The sequence below is a fragment of the Rhizomicrobium electricum genome, assembly GCF_011762045.1.
GTDB lineage: Bacteria > Pseudomonadota > Alphaproteobacteria > Micropepsales > Micropepsaceae > Rhizomicrobium > Rhizomicrobium electricum.
On record NZ_JAASQS010000005.1, the window covers coordinates 348,717 to 366,053 of the forward strand.

The window sequence follows — 17,337 nt, forward strand, 5'->3', positions numbered from 1 at the left end:
AGCATTGAATTGACGTCCTGTCGCGCCGCCCCTAGAGCTGGATGATCACGGCGCGCTGGCGGACGGCCTCCAGGCTCAAATCCTTCTTCATCACCAGACAGGTGCTGAAGGCGTGCAGGTTGGCCTGACGCAGATCGCTTGGCGCGCCGGGAGACGACGCCACGGGCGCATCGCTGCGCGGTCCGGCGAGATTGGTGCCGGTAATGTTGCCGCCGAAGTTCCAGAACGGACTGATGACGGTATTGCCGCTGCCGAGAAAAACATCGGTCATGGACTTGGAGGATTGCACCGGCAAGTCGAGTTCGCCGAGCACGAAATCGCGCGCCGCCGGATCCTTCTTGCACCAGCCGCCGCCATCGCGCTTCACGAGCCGCTCCGGTGCAAAGGCCAACGTCAGCAGCATGAACTTCATGAGGCCCGTGGCTTGTTTCGCAGCCAGTTTGTTCGCCGTTTCCTGGGCGGACGAGATGCCGAAGCCGAACGTCAGCCAGAACGTCTCGCCTTCCCACAGCGTGAAGAACGCCTCCTTGGTGCAGGGGACTTTCACGCCGCCGCCGTAATCGAGAATTGACGGCGTTCCTTTGACGAACCGCGCCGACGGCGCCTCTTCAGCCCGTGCGGCGGCTCCGCAGGCCGCAATCGCCCCCACCGCTGCGGCCGACGCCACAAATCCGCGCCGCGTCTGCATGGTCCACCTCCCCGTGAATTTTTCCCTCGAGCGCCCGGCGCATCATCCTTCTTGCGAGGATTTCGCAGCCGGAACCGCTTCGGTTTAGAGCAATTATGGCCACGGCGGCAGATTTGTTGCGAACCGGATTGTGGCGTTGCGAACGCGCCAAATCCGGTTGCGGTTTTCCCGGCGTAGACGCGATGAGCATCCCCATTGCGCTGTCATACAACGGACCGAGGCTCCCCGCAGCCAATGCGGTGACGCCCCTTTACGCGTGCGAGTTGACAGCCCCGGCATCTACAGGACCGGCATCCTCGCCCGCCATATCCGTTGGCAGGCTGCCGTATACGATCAGCGCTGCCACCAACCGATAATGGCGCGGACCAAGGGCTTCATGTGGAAGCTCGCATTGGGAGACAGGCTCGGCGAAATTCCATATCGGGCGAGACTTGCTTCGACAACCGGCCCCACCGCGGCGACCGGTGTATCCGCCAAAGCCTCCAGCAAGGCCGTCTTCCGCTCGTGTTGCGCGGCAACCGCAATCATGCGGTCGATTTGCGGCGATGCGGTGAAAGCGACAAGACCGATCCGGCGCGCGATTACGGCCTCTATTGCTGCCAGCACCTGAGCCGTGTCGGCATCGGACGCGTACCGGTAAGGGGTTATGGTTGTGACCACTGCGCCATGCTCGGCGAGCCCTTCCACCAGCCGCGCGGCGCCGTCGCCCGGATATAGCTGCACCGCAATGGTCCGACCGCCCAACGGACCGGTCACGAGGGCTTCGAGCACGCTGCCGGACGTCGGCTGAGGCGCAGAGATATCGGGCACAAGCCCCAGTTCGCGCAAGACCCGTGCAGGCTTTGGGCCGCGTACGATTTTCCGCATCCGGCCGAGGCCCGCCACAAAGGCTTCCTTGCGGGAGCCGGCATAATTGACCAAGTGGCGCAATCCCTCGCCGGTCAGAAGAACGATGTCCTGAAACTCGCCGGCGATGGAGCGGTCGATAAATGCATCCGCCTCGCCCGTATCGGCCAAAGGAAGAATCCGGACAAGCGGACAGCGCAGCGTTGCAGCGCCCGCCTCCTCCAGCATTGCCGCGAACAAGTCGAGTTCCCGGCTTTCGGGAACCAAAATCCGCAAGCCGTTTAGTGCTGTCATCCGTCAACCTGCGCCAGCTTTCGATCCGCCAGCAGCTTCTTTAGTTCCGGTATGCACGAACCGCAATTGGTGCCGGCACGCAGATGTCCGCCGATGTCGCCGACGGTGACGTGACCGTGCTCGGCGATGGCCAAGCGGATGTCCGCCTCCGACACCGCAAAACAGCTACAGATCGTGCGGGAACGCCGCGCCGGCCTGCCTCCGGACGTTCCGGACAACAACGATAAGCGTTCGAGCGCGGAGAGCGACTTTCCGAGCATATCCCGCGCGAACTCCGCTTCGGGCAATTCCGCGCCTGAAGGTCCGAAGAACGCGCATGCCAGCAGCCGATCGCCGTCGAAAGCGGCAAAGCGGTACACCGAGCCCCGCGGGAAGGATAACTGCACAAGCTCGTCACCATCTGAAATTCCGAGCAGCCCGCGCAGCGCCTGCTCCGAGGAAATGGTTTCCGCCAGGGCAGACCAGCCTGCGATATCAAACGCAAAGCCGTGTTCCATCTGCGCCTTCGACCACCACGTTTTCCCGTTCCAGGGCGGCACGCCTTCGCAACAACGGAACAACTGCCCCCGCCAGGTTTCCGGCATTGGTGAAAGACGCGCCGGCGTACCCTTCAGATCGGGCTGACCCGAGTAGGGATCGGGCGCCGCATGCACCAATTTTCCGATCGGGCCGCTGGACGTGTATTGGTCGGTCCAATGCATGGCAGCGTACAACGCGCCCGGCCGCAGCGTTTCGTCGAGCGCGACTCGCATCACCGCCGCCCCGTGCCTGGTTTCGACACGAACCAGACTGCCGGTGGCGATCTCCTGCTCTGCCGCAGAATCCGGATGGACTGCCAAAACAGGCGACGGCGTATGGCGCATGAGGCTCGCGACGCGCCCGGTCCTCGTCATCGTGTGCCATTGGTCGCGAAGCCGTCCGGTGTTGAGCACCAGAGGAAAGTCCGCATCCTCGGTTTCATCTGCGCACGCCAGCGCCACCATCCGCGCCTTGCCGCTCTCTGTCGGAAAACCGCCGTGGAAGAACAGACGCGGAGGGGACTGCCCGTGCAGTCCCACCGGCCATTGCACCGGCGACAGCGCCTCATAGGCCGCATCGTCGAGCTTCGACAGCGCACCCAAATCGAAAATCCTCCGGCCGCGGTTCTCGAACCCCGACAGCGCGGCATGCTCGCGAAAAATGTCGGCCGGGGTGCGATACGCGAAGGCTTCCGCCCATCCCATGCGGCGTCCCAGTTCCGCAAACATCCACCAATCGGCCTTCGCCTCGCCCGGAGACTCGCGAAAACGACGCTGACGCGAGATGCGGCGCTCGGAATTGGTGACCGTACCGTCTTTCTCCGACCACGCCGCCGCCGGCAGGACCACATCGGCCAGGGCTGTGGTATCGGTCGCCCAAGCGTCGGAAACGATCACCAAAGGACAGGCAGCAAGGGCCTCGCGCACCAGACTTGCCCTCGGCATCGAAGCGGCAGGATTGGTCGCCGCGATCCAGATCGCCTTGATCTTTCCCTCGCGCACCGCCTCGAACATTTCGACGGCTTTGAACCCCGGCTTGGTCGCCATCCTCGGCGCATTCCAAAATCGCCGCACGCGATCGACATCGGCCGCGGTGAAATTCATGTGGGCCGCCAGCGTCGTTGCCAATCCGCCGACTTCACGCCCGCCCATGGCGTTCGGCTGCCCCGTCAGCGAGAACGGCCCCATGCCGGGCCTTCCGATGCGCGCCGTGGCCAGATGGCAATTGATGATGGCATTGACCTTGTCCGTTCCAACCGACGACTGATTGACCCCTTGCGAATAGAGCGTCACCGTCCGTTCGGTCGCGGCGAACAAATGATAGAATTCGCGGACGGCGGCGATGTCCAATCCGGTTACTACCGCTGCAGCTTCGGCCGAAGGAACCGCCCGCCTGGCCGCGGCGATTGCCGCCTTCGCTCCCTCCACATGCTGCGCGATCCAGTCGAGATCGAGCTTTCCGGCATCGGCGAGATAAGCCAAGAGACCTTGCCAAAGCGCCACATCCGATCCCGGCTTGAGTGCGAGGTGAAGATCGGCCGTTTCTGCCGTCGCCGTGCGCCGCGGATCGATTGTCACGAGCTTGGTGCCGCGCCGCTCGCGTGCCGCAACCAGCCGCTGGTACAGTACCGGATGACACCACGCCATATTGCTGCCCGCCGCCACCACGAGATCGGCCTCTTCGATGTCGTCATAACACCCCGGCACGACGTCTTCGCCGAAGGCGCGGATATGTCCGGCAACCGACGACGACATGCATAGCCGGGAATTGGTGTCGATATTGGCGCTGCCGATGAAGCCTTTCATAAGCTTGTTGGCGACGTAATAATCCTCGGTCAGCAACTGGCCGGAGACATAGAACGCGATCGCATCCGGACCATAGCGGTCACGGATCTGCAGCAGCTCGCCGGCGATATGATCAAGAGCAGTATCCCAACTGGTCGCGATACCGTGCAGTGTCGGCTGAAGCAATCGCTCCGGTAGATCGACCGCATCCTTGAGCGCGGCACCCTTGACGCACAGCCTGCCATAATTCGCCGGATGGTCCGGGTCGCCGACGATCGATCCCGATGCGACGCGCACGCCACAGCCGACCCCGCAGTAAGGACAAGTGGTTCGCGTCACCCAGGCGCTCCCGGTTCGGGCAGATGCAGATAAACCTCCCCCTCGATGACGCTGACAGGCACGGTCTTCACCGCGCCTTCGTCCGGAGCAACAGCGACGCCGTCCTGGAGCCCGATCACCATTCCATGCAAGGGACAGGCGACCGTATCGCCCGCAATGATGCCTTCGGAAAGAGGACCTTTCTTGTGCGGGCACTCATCGACCAAAGCAAAAATTTGGTCGTCGCCCGTGCGGAACACCGCTACCGGCCGGCCAAAATACAAACTACAGAGCCGCCGGGCCCCGCGCACCGGAATGCTCTCCAAACGGCCGACTTTATTCCAATTTGCCGTAGACACGCTCAGACCTCCTCGAGCGGCGCAAACTCATGCGCTTCGCTGCCTGCAACGCGTTCGGCCCATGGGTCGGTCTGCGCGAACTTCTGCGAATACAAGAACCTGTCGAAGAGAGCTTGTCGCTCGGTGCGGTCATCGATCACCCGGCGGCGAATGGCTTCCAGTCCGATGCGGGCCACCCACGGCGCGGTCCGTTCGAGGTAATGCGCCTCTTCGCGATACATCTGCAGGAATGCGGCGGTGATCTCGAGCACCTCGCCTTCGGTCGCCACCCGCGCAAGCTTGTCGGTGACCCGGACCTCGATGCCGCCGTTGCCGCCGATCATGATGTCGAAGCCGCCCTCGACGCAGACGATGCCGACGTCCTTGATCGTCGCTTCGGCACAGTTGCGCGGACACCCCGACACCGCAAGCTTCACCTTGTGCGGCGTCCAGCTTCCCCAACACAGCTTTTCGAGCTTGATCCCCAGTCCCGTCGAATCCTGCGTTCCGAACCGGCACCATTCGCTGCCGACGCAGGTCTTCACTGTCCGCAAACCCTTGGCATAAGCGTGGCCGGAAACCATTCCGGCGCGGTTGAGATCGCGCCATACCGACGGCAAGTCGTCTTTTTTTATGCCAAGCAGATCGATGCGCTGACCGCCGGTGACCTTCACCGTCGGAACGGCGTACTTGTCGGCAACGTCGGCGATGGCGCGAAGCTCCGCCGCCGTCGTTACGCCGCCCCACATCCGCGGTATCACGCTGTAGGTGCCGTCCTTCTGGATATTGGCGTGCACACGCTCATTGACAAAGCGCGAGCGGAGATCGTCGACGTACTCGCCGGGCCACGCGCACAGCAAATAGTAGTTCAGCGCCGGACGGCACTTCTGGCAGCCTTCCGGCGTTTTCCAGCCGAGCGCGGCGCGAACCGCCGCCATTGTCTTCAGCCTCTTCCCTACGATTGCGGCGCGCACCTCGTCATGGGACTGGTCGGTACAGGCGCAGATCGTCTTCTTGGCGGTCTTCACACCTCCGGTAACGAATGCGAGCAGCGCCTCCACCTGCCCGGTGCATTGGCCGCAAGACGCCGAGGCTTTGGTATGGGCCCGAACGTCCGCGAGCGTCGTGAGGTTCTTTTCGCGGACGGCCTTGCAGATCGTGCCCTTCGACACGCCGTTGCAGCCGCAAATTTGGGTGTCGTCCGGCATCGCGGCAAAGTCCGGCCCAACCGGCTTGCCCGTTTCCGCAATCGCGCGGCCGAACACCAGGCGTTCGCGCCAGACCGAGACATCCTGTTTGTCCCGCATCAACTGCAAATACCATTGCCCGTCGGTCACGTCGCCATAAAGCACCGCGCCTACCAGTTTTCCTTCGCGCAGGACCACCTTCTTGTAGATGCCGCGGGCATCGTCGCGCAATGTGATCTCGTCGTCGTCGGGATCGGCTGCCGTCAGCGCCCCCGCGGAGAATACGTCGATGCCCGTGATCTTGAGGCTGGTCGCCAAAGCCTTGCTGGCAAAGGCGGCAGTCGCCTCACCGGCCAAATGGGACGCACAAACCTTGGCCTGATCCCAGAGCGGCGCTACGAGACCGAACACTTGCCCGCGATGTTCGACGCATTCCCCCACCGCGAAAATCGCCGGATCGCTGGTCCGCATATCGTCGAACACGGTAATGCCGCGCCCGATCTGCAAGCCTGCCGCCTTGGCAAGATCGATATTGGGGCGAATGCCGATCGCGAGTACCACAAGGTCCGCCGGGATATACCGCCCGTCGCCGAGCTGAACGCCTTCGACATGACCATCGCCCGTGATGCTTTCCGTCTGCCCGCTGGTAAAGAAGGAAATTCCGCGCCGGTCGAGCGCCTTCTGGAGCATCTGCGCGGCCGGCACATCGAGTTGGCGTTCCATCAGCGTCGGCATCAGATGTACGAGCGCCACCGACATGCCGCGTTGTTTCAGCCCCCAGGCCGCTTCAAGGCCCAAGAGACCGCCGCCGATCACGACCGCGCGGGACTTGGTCCGGGCCGCTTCCAGCATCGTCTCGACGTCATTGATGTCGCGAAAGGCGCAAACACCGGGTAGTCCGAGACCGGGAATGGAGGGCGCCAGAGGGCGCGACCCGGTGGCGATCAACAGCTTGTCGTACGCCACGACACGACCGCTTTGCGAGGTTACCGTCTTGGCCTCGCGATCGACGGCGGCAACCGGATCACCGCTGAAGAGCGTGATGCCGTTCTGGGCATACCATTCCCGTGTATTGATGACGGTTTCGTCGAACGACTTGTCGCCGGCCAAGACGCAGGACAGCATGATCCGGTTGTAGTTCGGATGAGGTTCGGCCCCGAACACCGTGATGCTGTAGAGCGCGCCACCGTCACGCTGCAGCAATTCCTCGACGGTGCGCATCGCAGCCATGCCGTTGCCGATGACGACAAGACGCATGAGCGGGTTTCGTTCCATGGTCATGTGGCGGACTCCGCTGCAACGGCGGATCCGGCCCATTTCGTCTTGCTGCGAAGCGCCAGGAGCACGCCCATCAAAGCGATCAATGTGAGGGCGGCAAATATCGAAAGGCCCGCGGCGTAGCTGCCGGTCAGGTACTTCGAAAATCCGAGGCTCGAGGCGAGATAGAAGCCGCCGATACCGCCCGTCATCCCGACGAGACCGGTCATGATCGCGACCTCGCTGCGGAAACGTTGCGGCACGAGCTGAAACACGGCGCCGTTGCCGATCCCGAGCGCGCCCATGGCGACGATGAAGGCACCGAGGGCCATCGTCATCGAGGGCAAGCCGATGGCCACGACGATCAGCGCCGAGAAGGCCGCCAGGTAGACGCAGCCCAATGTTTTGAGACCGCCGATCCTGTCGGCCACGGCACCACCGATCGGGCGCAGCATCGAACCGGTGAAGACACAGGCCGCCGTGACATACCCCGCCGCGACAGGACTGAGACCATATTGATCGTGGAAATAGATCGGCAGCGACGAGGCCAATCCAACAAAGCCGCCGAAAGAGACGCTGTAGAACAGCATCAAACTCCAGGCCTCCGGAACCAGCAGAACCTTCCAATAGGCAGCGGCGGGAAGGCGCTCGGGCCGGCGCGGACTATCTTTCGCGATCAGGACAAAGACCGCCAATACGGCGATCAGCGGAAGCAAAGCCATTCCCAGCACATCGCGCCAGCCAAACACCGCAGCTATTCCCGGCGCGAACAAGGCAGCCAGCACGGTTCCGGAATTCCCCGCCCCGGCAATGCCGAGTGCGGTTCCCTGATGCTCGGGCGGATACCATTGCGATGCCAGCGGCAAGGCGATGGCAAAAGACGCTCCCGCAACACCCAACGCCACCCCGACCAGCAGCATTTGGGAAAAGTTTTCCAGGCCAATCAGCCAAGCCGAGGCGAGCGCAAGGATCACAACCATCTGCGCCAGAATGCCGGCACGCTTGGGCCCGATATACTGAGCGAGTATCCCCGCCGCGATGCGCAGAAAAGCACCGGCCAAAACGGGGGTCGCAACCATCAAACCCTTTTGCGCCGCGTTAAGGCCGAGGTCCTTGGCAATCAAAACGGCCAGTGGTCCAAGCAGGACCCAAACCATGAAACTCAGGTCGAAATAGAGAAACGACGCAAACAGCGTGGGCAAATGCCCAGCCTTGAGGAAGCCAGTTTTCATCGAGACGCGTCGCGGCGCAAAGCACCCGACTCTCCACGCAGTGGCCGCCGCCTTTGGCTGGCCGTGCACGACCGGAACAGGCGTTGCCTGTCACTACGCCTGCGACACCGCCATTGATGCCAAAGCGATCAGGATCGACCCGACCATTCCTATTAGGCAATTGGCATGCCATTCGGAGATCGAGGAAAATCAAGTACTTGCGATGATGATTTTTCGCGACGATGCGCGCCCGCGCGGCATTCCGCCTAAAAAGAGAGCGGGACTAAATTTTGCTCGCAAAAGTTTTGTGGCTATAAATCGAAGAAGCCGTCCGGCTCCATCGCAATCGGTGCAGAGGTGCCCTCCAGGGTCCAGCTCTTCAGATGCCCTTCGGTTTTGCTGTCGATCGCCGGAACCGAAATTCCAAGACTTTGCGCGGCGCGCCGCAGCAGATCCGGGCGATAAACCGCTGCAGCGACATCCTCGACGGGGATTTGTGCAGGTAACATTCCCCATCGTTGCATCTGGCGCAAATACCACTCTGCATGCGAAAGCCAGGGCATCGTCGCGGCATGCGCAAAGAAACGTAATCCAGGCTGCTGCCAGTACCGCTCGCCAGGGCCTGCGCCGGGCAACGCCGTGAGAACGCGCTGAGGCGACACCGCCAGGTATTCTGGGCGCGCGAGAATAGCAGCGACCGCGGCCGCATGATCCGGGTCGTCACAGTATTGCCCGGCCCGCAGCAACGCCCGCAGTGCGGCCTGCAGCAATTCCGCATTTTTGTCGGCAAAGTCCTGGCGCACGGCGAACACTTTTTCCGGCCCGTTGCGCCATATGCCGTGCGAAGAGACGATATTGACGGCACGAGTCTCTGCGGCCGCGATATCGCCCCACGGCGCACCGGCACAGAACCCGTCGATCATGCCGCGCGCCAAAGCCTCCACCATTCGGCTGGGTGGAATGTATGTGAAGGCGACATCCCGGTCCGGATCCATACCGCCCGCGACGAGCCAGTATCGCAACAGAAGATTGTGCGTCGAGAACTGGTGGACCACGGCCAGACGCACCGGACCGTCTTGGCGGGCGTGCACCCACGCCGCAAAATGGCGCGACCATTCGAGAACCGCCGCGCTCCCGCTCGTCGACACCGGAGCAAGCGCGTCCACCACTTCACGGCTGAGGGTGATAGCGTTTCCGCCGAGATTGACCGCCTGCGGTACGATCAAATGACACGGCGCCCCGCGCAGCCCTTGGGTAAGCGCAAACGCCAAAGGCGGCAAAATCACCGCCGCATCCAGGAAACCGTGCGCCAGCTTGTCGGCAATGTTTCCCCACGACGGCTCGACCGAAAGAACGGCCGGAACATCCTCCTCGGCGAAAAAGCCGAACTCTTGGGCGATGATTGCCGGCGCAGAATCCGTGAGCCTCAAGACGCCTATTCTCATGGTGCATCTCCGCTCTTTGCGATGAGATCGGCCGCTACGTCCGCGAGCTTGCGGCTCTCGCGCATCGCGCGGCTGCGCAGCCAGCGGTAGGCCTCCGGCTCGCTCATCCGGCTCGACCGCATGAGCAGGGTTTTGGCGCGGTCGATGATGCGCCGCTCTTCCAATTGCGCCAGGCTCGCGTCGCGTTCCTTGGTGGCGCGCTGATGCCGCGCAAACAATGCGATGGCGGCCGCCAGGATTGGCCGTATGGCCATGGGATCGACGCCGCCGACATGGTAGGAGCAGACGCCCGCCTGGATAGCTTCCTCAACGAAATCGTCGGCCGTCTCCTCCGTCATCAGCACAACCGGACAAGGTGAACGCGACGACACCTGCCGTAAGCCTTCAAGGGTGTCACGGTCCGGAAGGCTCATATCGACGAGAACTACGCTGGGCTTCAGCGCTAAGACCTCATCCGCCAGCCCGGCGCCGCCGGCCGAGCGATAGACACGATGATCGCCTGCGCTCGCAATCAGCCGTGCCAACTCGGCGGCCCGGCGTCCGTTCGCATCCACGAGCAGTATGGTCAAGCCGGCCGGAGGCATCCGTCTATTATTGGCAGAGCCTCCCGAAATGATCCAGAGCAGAACCGGATGCCTGGTATATCGAAGAACGCTTCACAGACCGCCCCGCGTTCCGCCGCGCTTCTCCGTACTTTCCGCCGGACGTCACAACCTCCCAAGGTCGTCGGAGCAATCCCGATCCGATGTCCTGCGGCAAGGCCGACCAGAGACGCCGGCTTCGCGCAGGGCTTCCAGCAATTGTTGCCTGCTGCGGTAGTAGAGATAGATCGTCCCTTTAGCGACGCCGGCGCGCGCGGCAACGGCGGCGACACGGAGCCCATCGTGCCCCTTTTTGGATACCTCCTCCGCCGCGGCGGCAAGGATTTCGTCGGGACGCATACTCTTGCGGCGGCTCCAATGTTTTCCGGTCGACGTCATGGCACATCTCCGTCTGGGCGCGCCCGACCGTTCCACCGGAAGGCCACGGCATAGAGTGATGGAACCAAAACCAGTGTAACCAGGGTGCCGAGCGCCAAGCCGCCGATCATGGTGGCCGCCAGCGGACGCCACAGCGGGCCGCCGAAGGCAAACAGCGGCACCAGACCAAACACGCAGGTCAGCATCGTCATCATGATGGGGCGCAGCCGGAGAACGGCGGCATCGGCTATGGCCTGCACCAGCGGCTTGTCCTGATTGCACTCGAACTGGATCCGCTCGATCAAGAGAACCGCGTTGTTCACGATGATGCCGCCCAGCGCCAGAAGACCGAGAGTGGCGGAAAAGCTCACCGGCTGGCCGGTCAGCCACAACCCCGCACAGGCACCGATTACGACAAAGGGGATCGACACCAGAATGATGAGAGTTTTGCGGAAGGAACGGAATTGCCAGAGGAACAGTCCGGCCATGCCGAGCAGCGCCAGCGGCAGATAATCCTGCAGGCCCTGATTGGCTTCGACGCTGTCGGCCAGTTCGCCGCCGTATTCGACCGTGGTGTCTTTGGGCAGACCGAGCTTGGCGATGACCGGCTGCATGCGGTCGACGATATCCTGAGCGGTCAGACCGGAACCGAAGGCGGAAACTTCCACACTCGGGAACATGTCGCGGCGATTGAGAACGGAGGTCTGGTCGGCCAGGCGCAACGCCGCGACATCGCCGAGGCGCGTAGTAGCACCGACCGGAAGATGGCTGAGCCGCTCCGGGGAAAAGCGTTCGCTGTCGGGTGCGCGCACGATCACCGGGACCATCGCATTGCCCTGGCGCAGGACCGTGGCAGGCAAACCGGCATAAGCGGCATCGAGCGCGCCGGCAATGTCGGCATTGCTGACCTGAGCTTGCGCGGCGCGCGGTGCATCGATGTCGACCGTCAGATAGGGCGAGGAGCCTTCCAGCGTGGTCGAAACGGTGTGAACCTTGCTGTCGCGATGCAGCGCGTCCATCAGCTTGCGCGAGGCATCCGCCAGCACTGCACGATCCGGCCCGACCAAACGGAACACCGCCTTGCCGACTTCGGACGCGCCCAGCGAGAAGCGCTTCGGTTCGACCTTGGCCATCGGATAAAGCCGGGCGAGCTCGCTGCGGATATGCTCGACAGCGGCTTCGCGATCGGCATCGGCGGTGAGATTGATGACGGCATACGCGCGATTGGCGGCCGGTGCGGGCGGATTGAGGCCAAGGATGAAGCGCGGCCCGCCATCGCCGACATAGATGGCATTGCCGCTCATTTCCGGGAACCGCTGCCGGTCGGCGAGCGTGCGTGAAATCCTGGCAGCGATATCCACAGTCCGGCGCGTCGAGGTGCCGGGATCGAGTTCGATCGACATCTGAAGCTGTGCCCGCTCCGACGACGACAGCAATTCCTGCGGCAACAAAGAGTACAGCACGACGGACACGGCCAACGTTGCCGCCATCGTCCCGATCACGAGGAAGGGATGGCGAAGCGCCGCTTGCACCCGTCCGGCATACCACCCGCGTAGACGCGCCATCATCGCTTCACCGCCGTGATGCGCATTGGCTGTGGGCTGGAGCTTCGCAAGCAGCGGCGTGAAGGTCAGCGCCAGGAGCAACGACAGCAGCAGCGTGATCGCCACGACAAAGCCGAGGCTGCGCATGTATTCGGCGGTGCTGTTCTGGCCCGACACCAGCGGCACGAACGACAGGATGATGGCGGACGTCGATGTCAGGAGCGGCGCCGCCATGCCCTGCCCTGCGGCCACCGCCGCGCGATGACGCTCCTCGCCGCTTGCGACACGGCGCTGGAAATCCTCGACCACCACAATGGCGTTGTCGACGAACAGGCCGAGCGAAATGATGATCGCGGCAATCGATACCTGATGCAGCTCGATGCCCAAAGCCCGCATGATTGCAAACGCGCCCAGTACGGTCACCGGCACGATCAAGCCCGTCACCAATCCGGCACGCCAGCCGAGAAAGCCGACTACCACCGCGAGAACGATTACCACCGTCTCGAGAAAAACGCGGCCGACTTCGCCGAGTTGGGTGGCGACCACGATCGACTGATCGGTCACGCTCGACAGATGCATGCCGTAAGGCAGTTCCCTTTCCACCTCGTCGAGGCGCGCATTGAGCCGTTCGGCAAAGTCGCCGACATTGAGGCCCGGCAGCATCGACACGCCCAGCACGACCGCGGGCTCGCCATTGAATAGAACCGCACTCATCGGCGGGTCTTCGGCCCGCTGCACGATCTTGCCCAACGCCGACAGAGGAAGCGTGCCGCTGTTGGGCGTCGCGATGGGAACGGCAGCTAAATCGGCCACGCTCGGCAGGTCGCCGCTCGGCGCCAAGGCGAGCGATTTTCCCTGCACCTCAATCTCACCGGCGGAAGTGAGGACATTGCGGGCATGCAGCGCCTGCGCAATTGCCTGCGGTGTCACGCCCGCGGCCGCCAGCCGATCCGGCGACAGTTCGACATACACGCGATCCTCGCGCACGCCATAGAGCGCAATCGCCTGGACGCCGGACACGCTTTGCAGCCGTTCGCGCGCCTTCTTGGCCCAATCCTGCAACTGCCCGGCGGAATAGTTCGGGCCCGTCAAGGCCAGACTGCGCACCGCGACGCGGCCGTATTCGTCGTTGACGAGCGGCGGCGACACGCCTTCAGGCAACGAAGCTTGCGCCACCTTGGCTTTCACCTGCTGCCAGATGACGGGAAGTTTTTCCGGCGCCGTATTACCGCGCAGATTGACATAGAGAAGCGTGAAGCCGGGCCGGATGATGGTATCGATGTGTTCGACCTCGGGAATTTCCCGGATCACCTCTTCGAGCGGATGGGCGACCAGCGCTTCCTGACGCTCCGGCGAGGCACCGGGCCAGAACGCCTGCACGGTAGCCGTGCGGACCGGAACCGTCGGTTCTTCGGTCGAAGGAAATCCGAACAGCACGCCAATGCCGGCCAGAACCAAGGCAAAGGCGGCGGCCAATGTGAAGCGGGAGCGCTCCAGCGCGGTTGCGGTGATCGACATGGTGATCTCTCAGCGCGCCGTCAAAACGGGTTTCACGGCCATGCCGTCGGTGAGGAACGACGCCCCCGCGGCCACGACGCGATCGCCGGGCCTGACCGCGCCGTCGACGAGCGCACCGGCCGAACCGATGGCCTTGAGCGAAACCGGCACGCGCTTCAGCCGGCCATCGGCAGTGACAATGAATACGGCCTTCGCTGTGCCCGCCGGAGCAATCACCGCCGAAGCAGGAACCAGAGCACCGGCAGCCTTGGTGCGATCCGGCGCCAGAACGATTTCGACCACACTGCCCGGCGCAAAGTCGCCGCTCGCGATCCGAACGCGGATATCCCGGCTGCTGTTGGCGGAAACGCGCTCGCCGATCTCGGTGACGACACCGCGGCCTTCGCTGCCGTTCATCCGCAATCGCAACGACATTCCCGGCTGCAGCAGCGCAACCGCCGCGGCCGGCGCCGAAGTCACGACTTCGCGAGGGCCTTGGCCATCGACTTCGAACATCACTGTGCCGGGCGCCACCGTATCCGACAAGCGCACCGGGCGCGCGGCGACAACGCCATCAATCGGCGAGCGTACCGCCGTCAAATCGAGATCGCGTTTGGCCAGCGCTGCGAGATCGCGCGCCGAAGCGGCGGCCTTTTCCGTCGACCGCGCATCGGCCTTCGCCGCATCGAACGCGCTTTGCGAAATCGCCGAGGCCCGCATCAAGGCATCCATGCGTTTGAAGTTATGGCGCCGCTCCTCGGCGACCGCGGACAGGCGCGCGGCATCGGCCGTGGCCGAAGCGAGTTTCAGGTTCTCGGCTCGGCTATCGAACATCGCCAGCACCTGACCGGCGCGAACATGCGCGCCGACATCGACGAGCAGCTTTTCCACCCGGCCGCCATTCTGCGCCGCGACGGCATGCAACGAGGCCGACCGCACCACACCAATGGCGACGCCGGCGGGGTCTTCCGCCGGACGGGCCGCAACGACGAGCACCGTCTTGGCCTGTTCCGGCTCAGGCCGGGAACAGCCGGTGAGCCCAGCGAGGAACGCAACAGCCATCATCACCGGCATTGCTCTACAATATAAAAGTGAGCATTCGCTCATAAATACTCCACGAAAGGTCCGGGTCCGAGAACGGAGCGGCCGCTAGACCGGCTTCATACCAAGATGAGAAAACAGAACCTGCACCGCCTCATGGGCGAGTTCGCGGATCGGCCGCGGGCTGATCGGCAAGCGGCTCAACAGGCCATCGGAAAGCGCAAGGATAACCGCCGCACTTTGCGCCGGCTTGATTTCGGTCCGGATCTCGCCGTTCGCCTGGGCGGCCCGCAATATCTGCGCGAGCTGCGCGATGGTGCGCTCCTCGCCCTGCTGCACCACGGTCGCAACCGCCGGATTGCGGAAGCTCTCGGCCAAGACCTCCAGCCGCAGTTGCACGACGGTGTGCATCTTCGCCATGCCGATCAGGCGGACCATCGCGGCATCGAGGCCTTCGCGCAGACTGGACGCTTCACCGATCAAACGCACGATCGCCAGATCGTTTTCGACTTCGGCTTCGACCAGAGCGACGATCAGATCGTCCTTGGTTTCGAAGTACTGGTAGATGTTGGCGACGCTGACGCCCGCCTCCTCCGCGATCATCGCGATCGAAGAGGCGTGGAAGCCCTTCTGAACGAAGCAGGCGCGCGCGCCATCCAGGATCTGCTGGCGCCTTACCGCCCGCGCCTCGTCATCGCGCGGACGTCCCAGGTGCTTTTTTACGTCTCGTTTCGGGCTCATTTCGTATTATATAAGCGATCACTCATTTATTGTCAATAGGCAATCCCGACGGCCATTACCTGTCGAGCATGGCGGATGCACCAGAACTTGCTGCCGGGAACGTCATACGGCCATTCTGGCGCCGGACCGAGACCGCACGGCCGGCACGGCTGTCCAAAACAGCCCTGTCCTATCGCTAACCGCGCGCTACCATACGCCCGTTTGGCGTCACCTGGAGTTTGCCCTTGAACGAACGAATTAGCCCAAGCTCGGCCAACCGGGCGCGATGCGTTGAGGGAATCATGATGGCAGGGACGTTTCGCGCGACGAGCCGCAATGACAGAAACTCTGCCGCCGTCAAATCCGTCCAGCCTGGATACTCTTTCGTCATTCGTCCGAACAACTCGTTGGCTTCACCAAAGGCAACACTGCGGGCATTCGCGCAACCCGACGAACATGCCAATCATCGAACAGCAGCTTTCCTACCGTTCCGAGAACACCGGCAACAATGAAGGCGGTCATGACGATAAGCGGGATGATGTTCATAGGAACTCGACACTTTCCGCACCGCCGCAAATCGGGCAGCCGCAATCAACCTTCGACAAAACGGAAGAGATTTGATGCGGTGAGCATAGTATCCTCGTCCGCAATGTGCTCGCCATCACTGCCTTGAATTCCATACCGGCAGTCAAACTTGAGTGTCGCCCGGCCATTTTGCCGACTCGTCACCGCCGCCAGCAGCCATTGCTGGCGTCCGGAGGCCCATACGGACCATCTCTGCCCAATAGTCACATTGTCCGGCATGCCAGCATCCTCTCAAACGCACAACATCGAAGCACCATCGGGTACGGAACACGCTGTCCGAAACGAGTAAAAGCCCTCATCAGAACGGTCTCGCCAGGAAGCCCAACTGTTACCGGTTCAATATCATGTATTGAACCCCTACAAGCGCGACGACGACTGCCGCTGCAGCGACGGCTCGCCAGTTGTACGTACGAAAAAAGCTTCGCATCGGATGCCTTTCACCGGTGCTTCCTGCGCCTCTGGCAATACGCCAACCAGCGCCGGAACCGTCAGAAACTCCAAATGGCTTTTGAAAAACCGTCGCGCCAGCGCGATCTCTCCGGCTCCGTGGCGTAGGGATTCAACGCCGCGATACGGTCTGGGTCCAGCTCGTCACAGTCGTTTGACGGCAACTCGGCCGCCATTCTCCAGCCTTCGGCATAGATCCTGCTGAGACGAAACCCTTTATTGTCCATGATAACACCTATTCAGCGGCAACCTGACTGCGCGTCTTCGCCGCCGCCTTCGGGCGATATGAAGCCTGAGCCACGCCCCGATTTGAAGAAACACACAGTTCCAATCGTCATCGCGACACCCTGCAGCACGAGGTTTCGGCCAAGCATTTGCTCGGTCGGCGAGATACGGAACAATCAGTCTGATAACATCGCGCGCGACCGCCGAATTCGCGATAGCGGCCCGGCGATGTCAAGGATGCGATTCATCTGACGGCACTGCCGTCGCGCATGGATATAAGCGCTAAAAGCGCCTAATACAAGTTGGCGCCGGATTGTTCGCACCGGTTATCATTACAGGCAGGTACTTCGTGGCCCGAGAAACCGTCCACATCGTCCAAGCATATGTCGCCGGCAAGGGAAATCGCCTGAGACCCGACACACCGGTCCCATG

14 protein-coding genes are annotated in these 17,337 nt (G+C 62.7%); 1 reads left to right on the forward strand and 13 read right to left on the reverse strand.

The genetic code is table 11. The annotated features are described in order from the left end of the window. Positions 1-31: 31 nt before the first annotated feature. The 12 genes from FHS84_RS12110 to FHS84_RS12165 all read right to left on the reverse strand — a co-directional run bounded on the left by FHS84_RS12110 (position 32) and on the right by FHS84_RS12165 (position 15,669). A complete protein-coding gene (locus FHS84_RS12110; RefSeq protein WP_166934542.1) occupies positions 32-688 on the reverse strand; it encodes a hypothetical protein in 657 nt (218 codons plus the stop codon). Positions 689-1,021: 333 nt separating this feature from the next. Further along, positions 1,022-1,828: a uroporphyrinogen-III synthase gene (locus FHS84_RS12115; protein ID WP_166934544.1), complete on the reverse strand. Its 807-nt coding sequence runs from the start codon at positions 1,826-1,828 to the stop codon at positions 1,022-1,024. Continuing rightward, positions 1,825-4,428 (reverse strand): molybdopterin-dependent oxidoreductase, encoded by a 2,604-nt coding sequence (locus FHS84_RS22245; protein ID WP_341801824.1) that lies wholly within the window; start codon positions 4,426-4,428, stop codon positions 1,825-1,827. The genes FHS84_RS12115 and FHS84_RS22245 overlap by 4 nt, the downstream gene beginning before the upstream one ends. Positions 4,429-4,466: 38 nt before the next feature. Next, entirely contained in the window at positions 4,467-4,808 is a 342-nt protein-coding gene (locus FHS84_RS12125; protein WP_166934548.1) for a nitrite reductase (NAD(P)H) small subunit, read from the reverse strand. A 2-nt stretch (positions 4,809-4,810) separates the two neighbouring features. Beyond that, the gene (nirB, locus tag FHS84_RS12130; RefSeq protein WP_166934706.1) at positions 4,811-7,249 is read right to left on the reverse strand and encodes a nitrite reductase large subunit NirB; all 2,439 of its coding nucleotides are present in this window, start codon (positions 7,247-7,249) and stop codon (positions 4,811-4,813) included. A 2-nt stretch (positions 7,250-7,251) separates the two neighbouring features. Further along, complete coding sequence (locus FHS84_RS12135) at positions 7,252-8,463, reverse strand: MFS transporter (RefSeq protein ID WP_166934550.1); 1,212 nt, start codon at positions 8,461-8,463, stop codon at positions 7,252-7,254. 290 nt (positions 8,464-8,753) lie between these two features. Further along, positions 8,754-9,887, reverse strand: coding sequence for a CmpA/NrtA family ABC transporter substrate-binding protein (locus FHS84_RS12140; protein ID WP_166934552.1), 1,134 nt, complete (start codon positions 9,885-9,887; stop codon positions 8,754-8,756). Further along, positions 9,884-10,456 (reverse strand): ANTAR domain-containing response regulator, encoded by a 573-nt coding sequence (locus FHS84_RS12145; protein WP_166934554.1) that lies wholly within the window; start codon positions 10,454-10,456, stop codon positions 9,884-9,886. Before FHS84_RS12145 ends, FHS84_RS12140 begins: the two co-directional genes overlap by 4 nt. A gap of 138 nt (positions 10,457-10,594) precedes the next feature. Further along, positions 10,595-10,867: a TetR family transcriptional regulator gene (locus tag FHS84_RS12150; protein WP_166934556.1), complete on the reverse strand. Its 273-nt coding sequence runs from the start codon at positions 10,865-10,867 to the stop codon at positions 10,595-10,597. Then, a complete protein-coding gene (locus FHS84_RS12155) occupies positions 10,864-13,908 on the reverse strand; it encodes an efflux RND transporter permease subunit (protein WP_166934558.1) in 3,045 nt (1,014 codons plus the stop codon). Before FHS84_RS12155 ends, FHS84_RS12150 begins: the two co-directional genes overlap by 4 nt. Positions 13,909-13,917: 9 nt before the next feature. Next, a complete protein-coding gene (locus FHS84_RS12160) occupies positions 13,918-14,952 on the reverse strand; it encodes an efflux RND transporter periplasmic adaptor subunit (RefSeq protein WP_243850996.1) in 1,035 nt (344 codons plus the stop codon). An 84-nt stretch (positions 14,953-15,036) separates the two neighbouring features. Then, the gene (locus FHS84_RS12165; protein WP_166934562.1) at positions 15,037-15,669 is read right to left on the reverse strand and encodes a TetR/AcrR family transcriptional regulator; all 633 of its coding nucleotides are present in this window, start codon (positions 15,667-15,669) and stop codon (positions 15,037-15,039) included. A 315-nt stretch (positions 15,670-15,984) separates the two neighbouring features. On the opposite strand from FHS84_RS12165, the gene FHS84_RS12170 reads away from it, so the two are divergent. Next, a complete protein-coding gene (locus FHS84_RS12170) occupies positions 15,985-16,269 on the forward strand; it encodes a hypothetical protein (protein WP_166934564.1) in 285 nt (94 codons plus the stop codon). Positions 16,270-16,721: 452 nt separating this feature from the next. Here the strand turns inward: FHS84_RS12170 and FHS84_RS12175 are convergent, their stop codons facing one another. Further along, entirely contained in the window at positions 16,722-16,907 is a 186-nt protein-coding gene (locus FHS84_RS12175; protein ID WP_166934567.1) for a hypothetical protein, read from the reverse strand. Between the last annotated feature and the right edge of the window lie 430 nt (positions 16,908-17,337).

What these genes read in the sequence shown, in the direction of transcription:
- FHS84_RS12160 (WP_243850996.1), bottom strand. Translation starts at nt 14,952, where the DNA reads ATGATGGCTGTTGCGTTCCTCGCTGGGCTCACCGGCTGTTCCCGGCCT.
- FHS84_RS12150 (WP_166934556.1), bottom strand. Translation starts at nt 10,867, where the DNA reads ATGACGTCGACCGGAAAACATTGGAGCCGCCGCAAGAGTATGCGTCCC.
- FHS84_RS12175 (WP_166934567.1), bottom strand. Translation starts at nt 16,907, where the DNA reads ATGGACAATAAAGGGTTTCGTCTCAGCAGGATCTATGCCGAAGGCTGG.
- nirB (WP_166934706.1), bottom strand. Translation starts at nt 7,249, where the DNA reads ATGGAACGAAACCCGCTCATGCGTCTTGTCGTCATCGGCAACGGCATG.
- FHS84_RS12165 (WP_166934562.1), bottom strand. Translation starts at nt 15,669, where the DNA reads ATGAGCCCGAAACGAGACGTAAAAAAGCACCTGGGACGTCCGCGCGAT.
- FHS84_RS12170 (WP_166934564.1), top strand. Translation starts at nt 15,985, where the DNA reads ATGACAGAAACTCTGCCGCCGTCAAATCCGTCCAGCCTGGATACTCTT.
- FHS84_RS12140 (WP_166934552.1), bottom strand. Translation starts at nt 9,887, where the DNA reads ATGAGAATAGGCGTCTTGAGGCTCACGGATTCTGCGCCGGCAATCATC.
- FHS84_RS12115 (WP_166934544.1), bottom strand. Translation starts at nt 1,828, where the DNA reads ATGACAGCACTAAACGGCTTGCGGATTTTGGTTCCCGAAAGCCGGGAA.
- FHS84_RS12155 (WP_166934558.1), bottom strand. Translation starts at nt 13,908, where the DNA reads ATGTCGATCACCGCAACCGCGCTGGAGCGCTCCCGCTTCACATTGGCC.
- FHS84_RS12135 (WP_166934550.1), bottom strand. Translation starts at nt 8,463, where the DNA reads ATGAAAACTGGCTTCCTCAAGGCTGGGCATTTGCCCACGCTGTTTGCG.
- FHS84_RS12110 (WP_166934542.1), bottom strand. Translation starts at nt 688, where the DNA reads ATGCAGACGCGGCGCGGATTTGTGGCGTCGGCCGCAGCGGTGGGGGCG.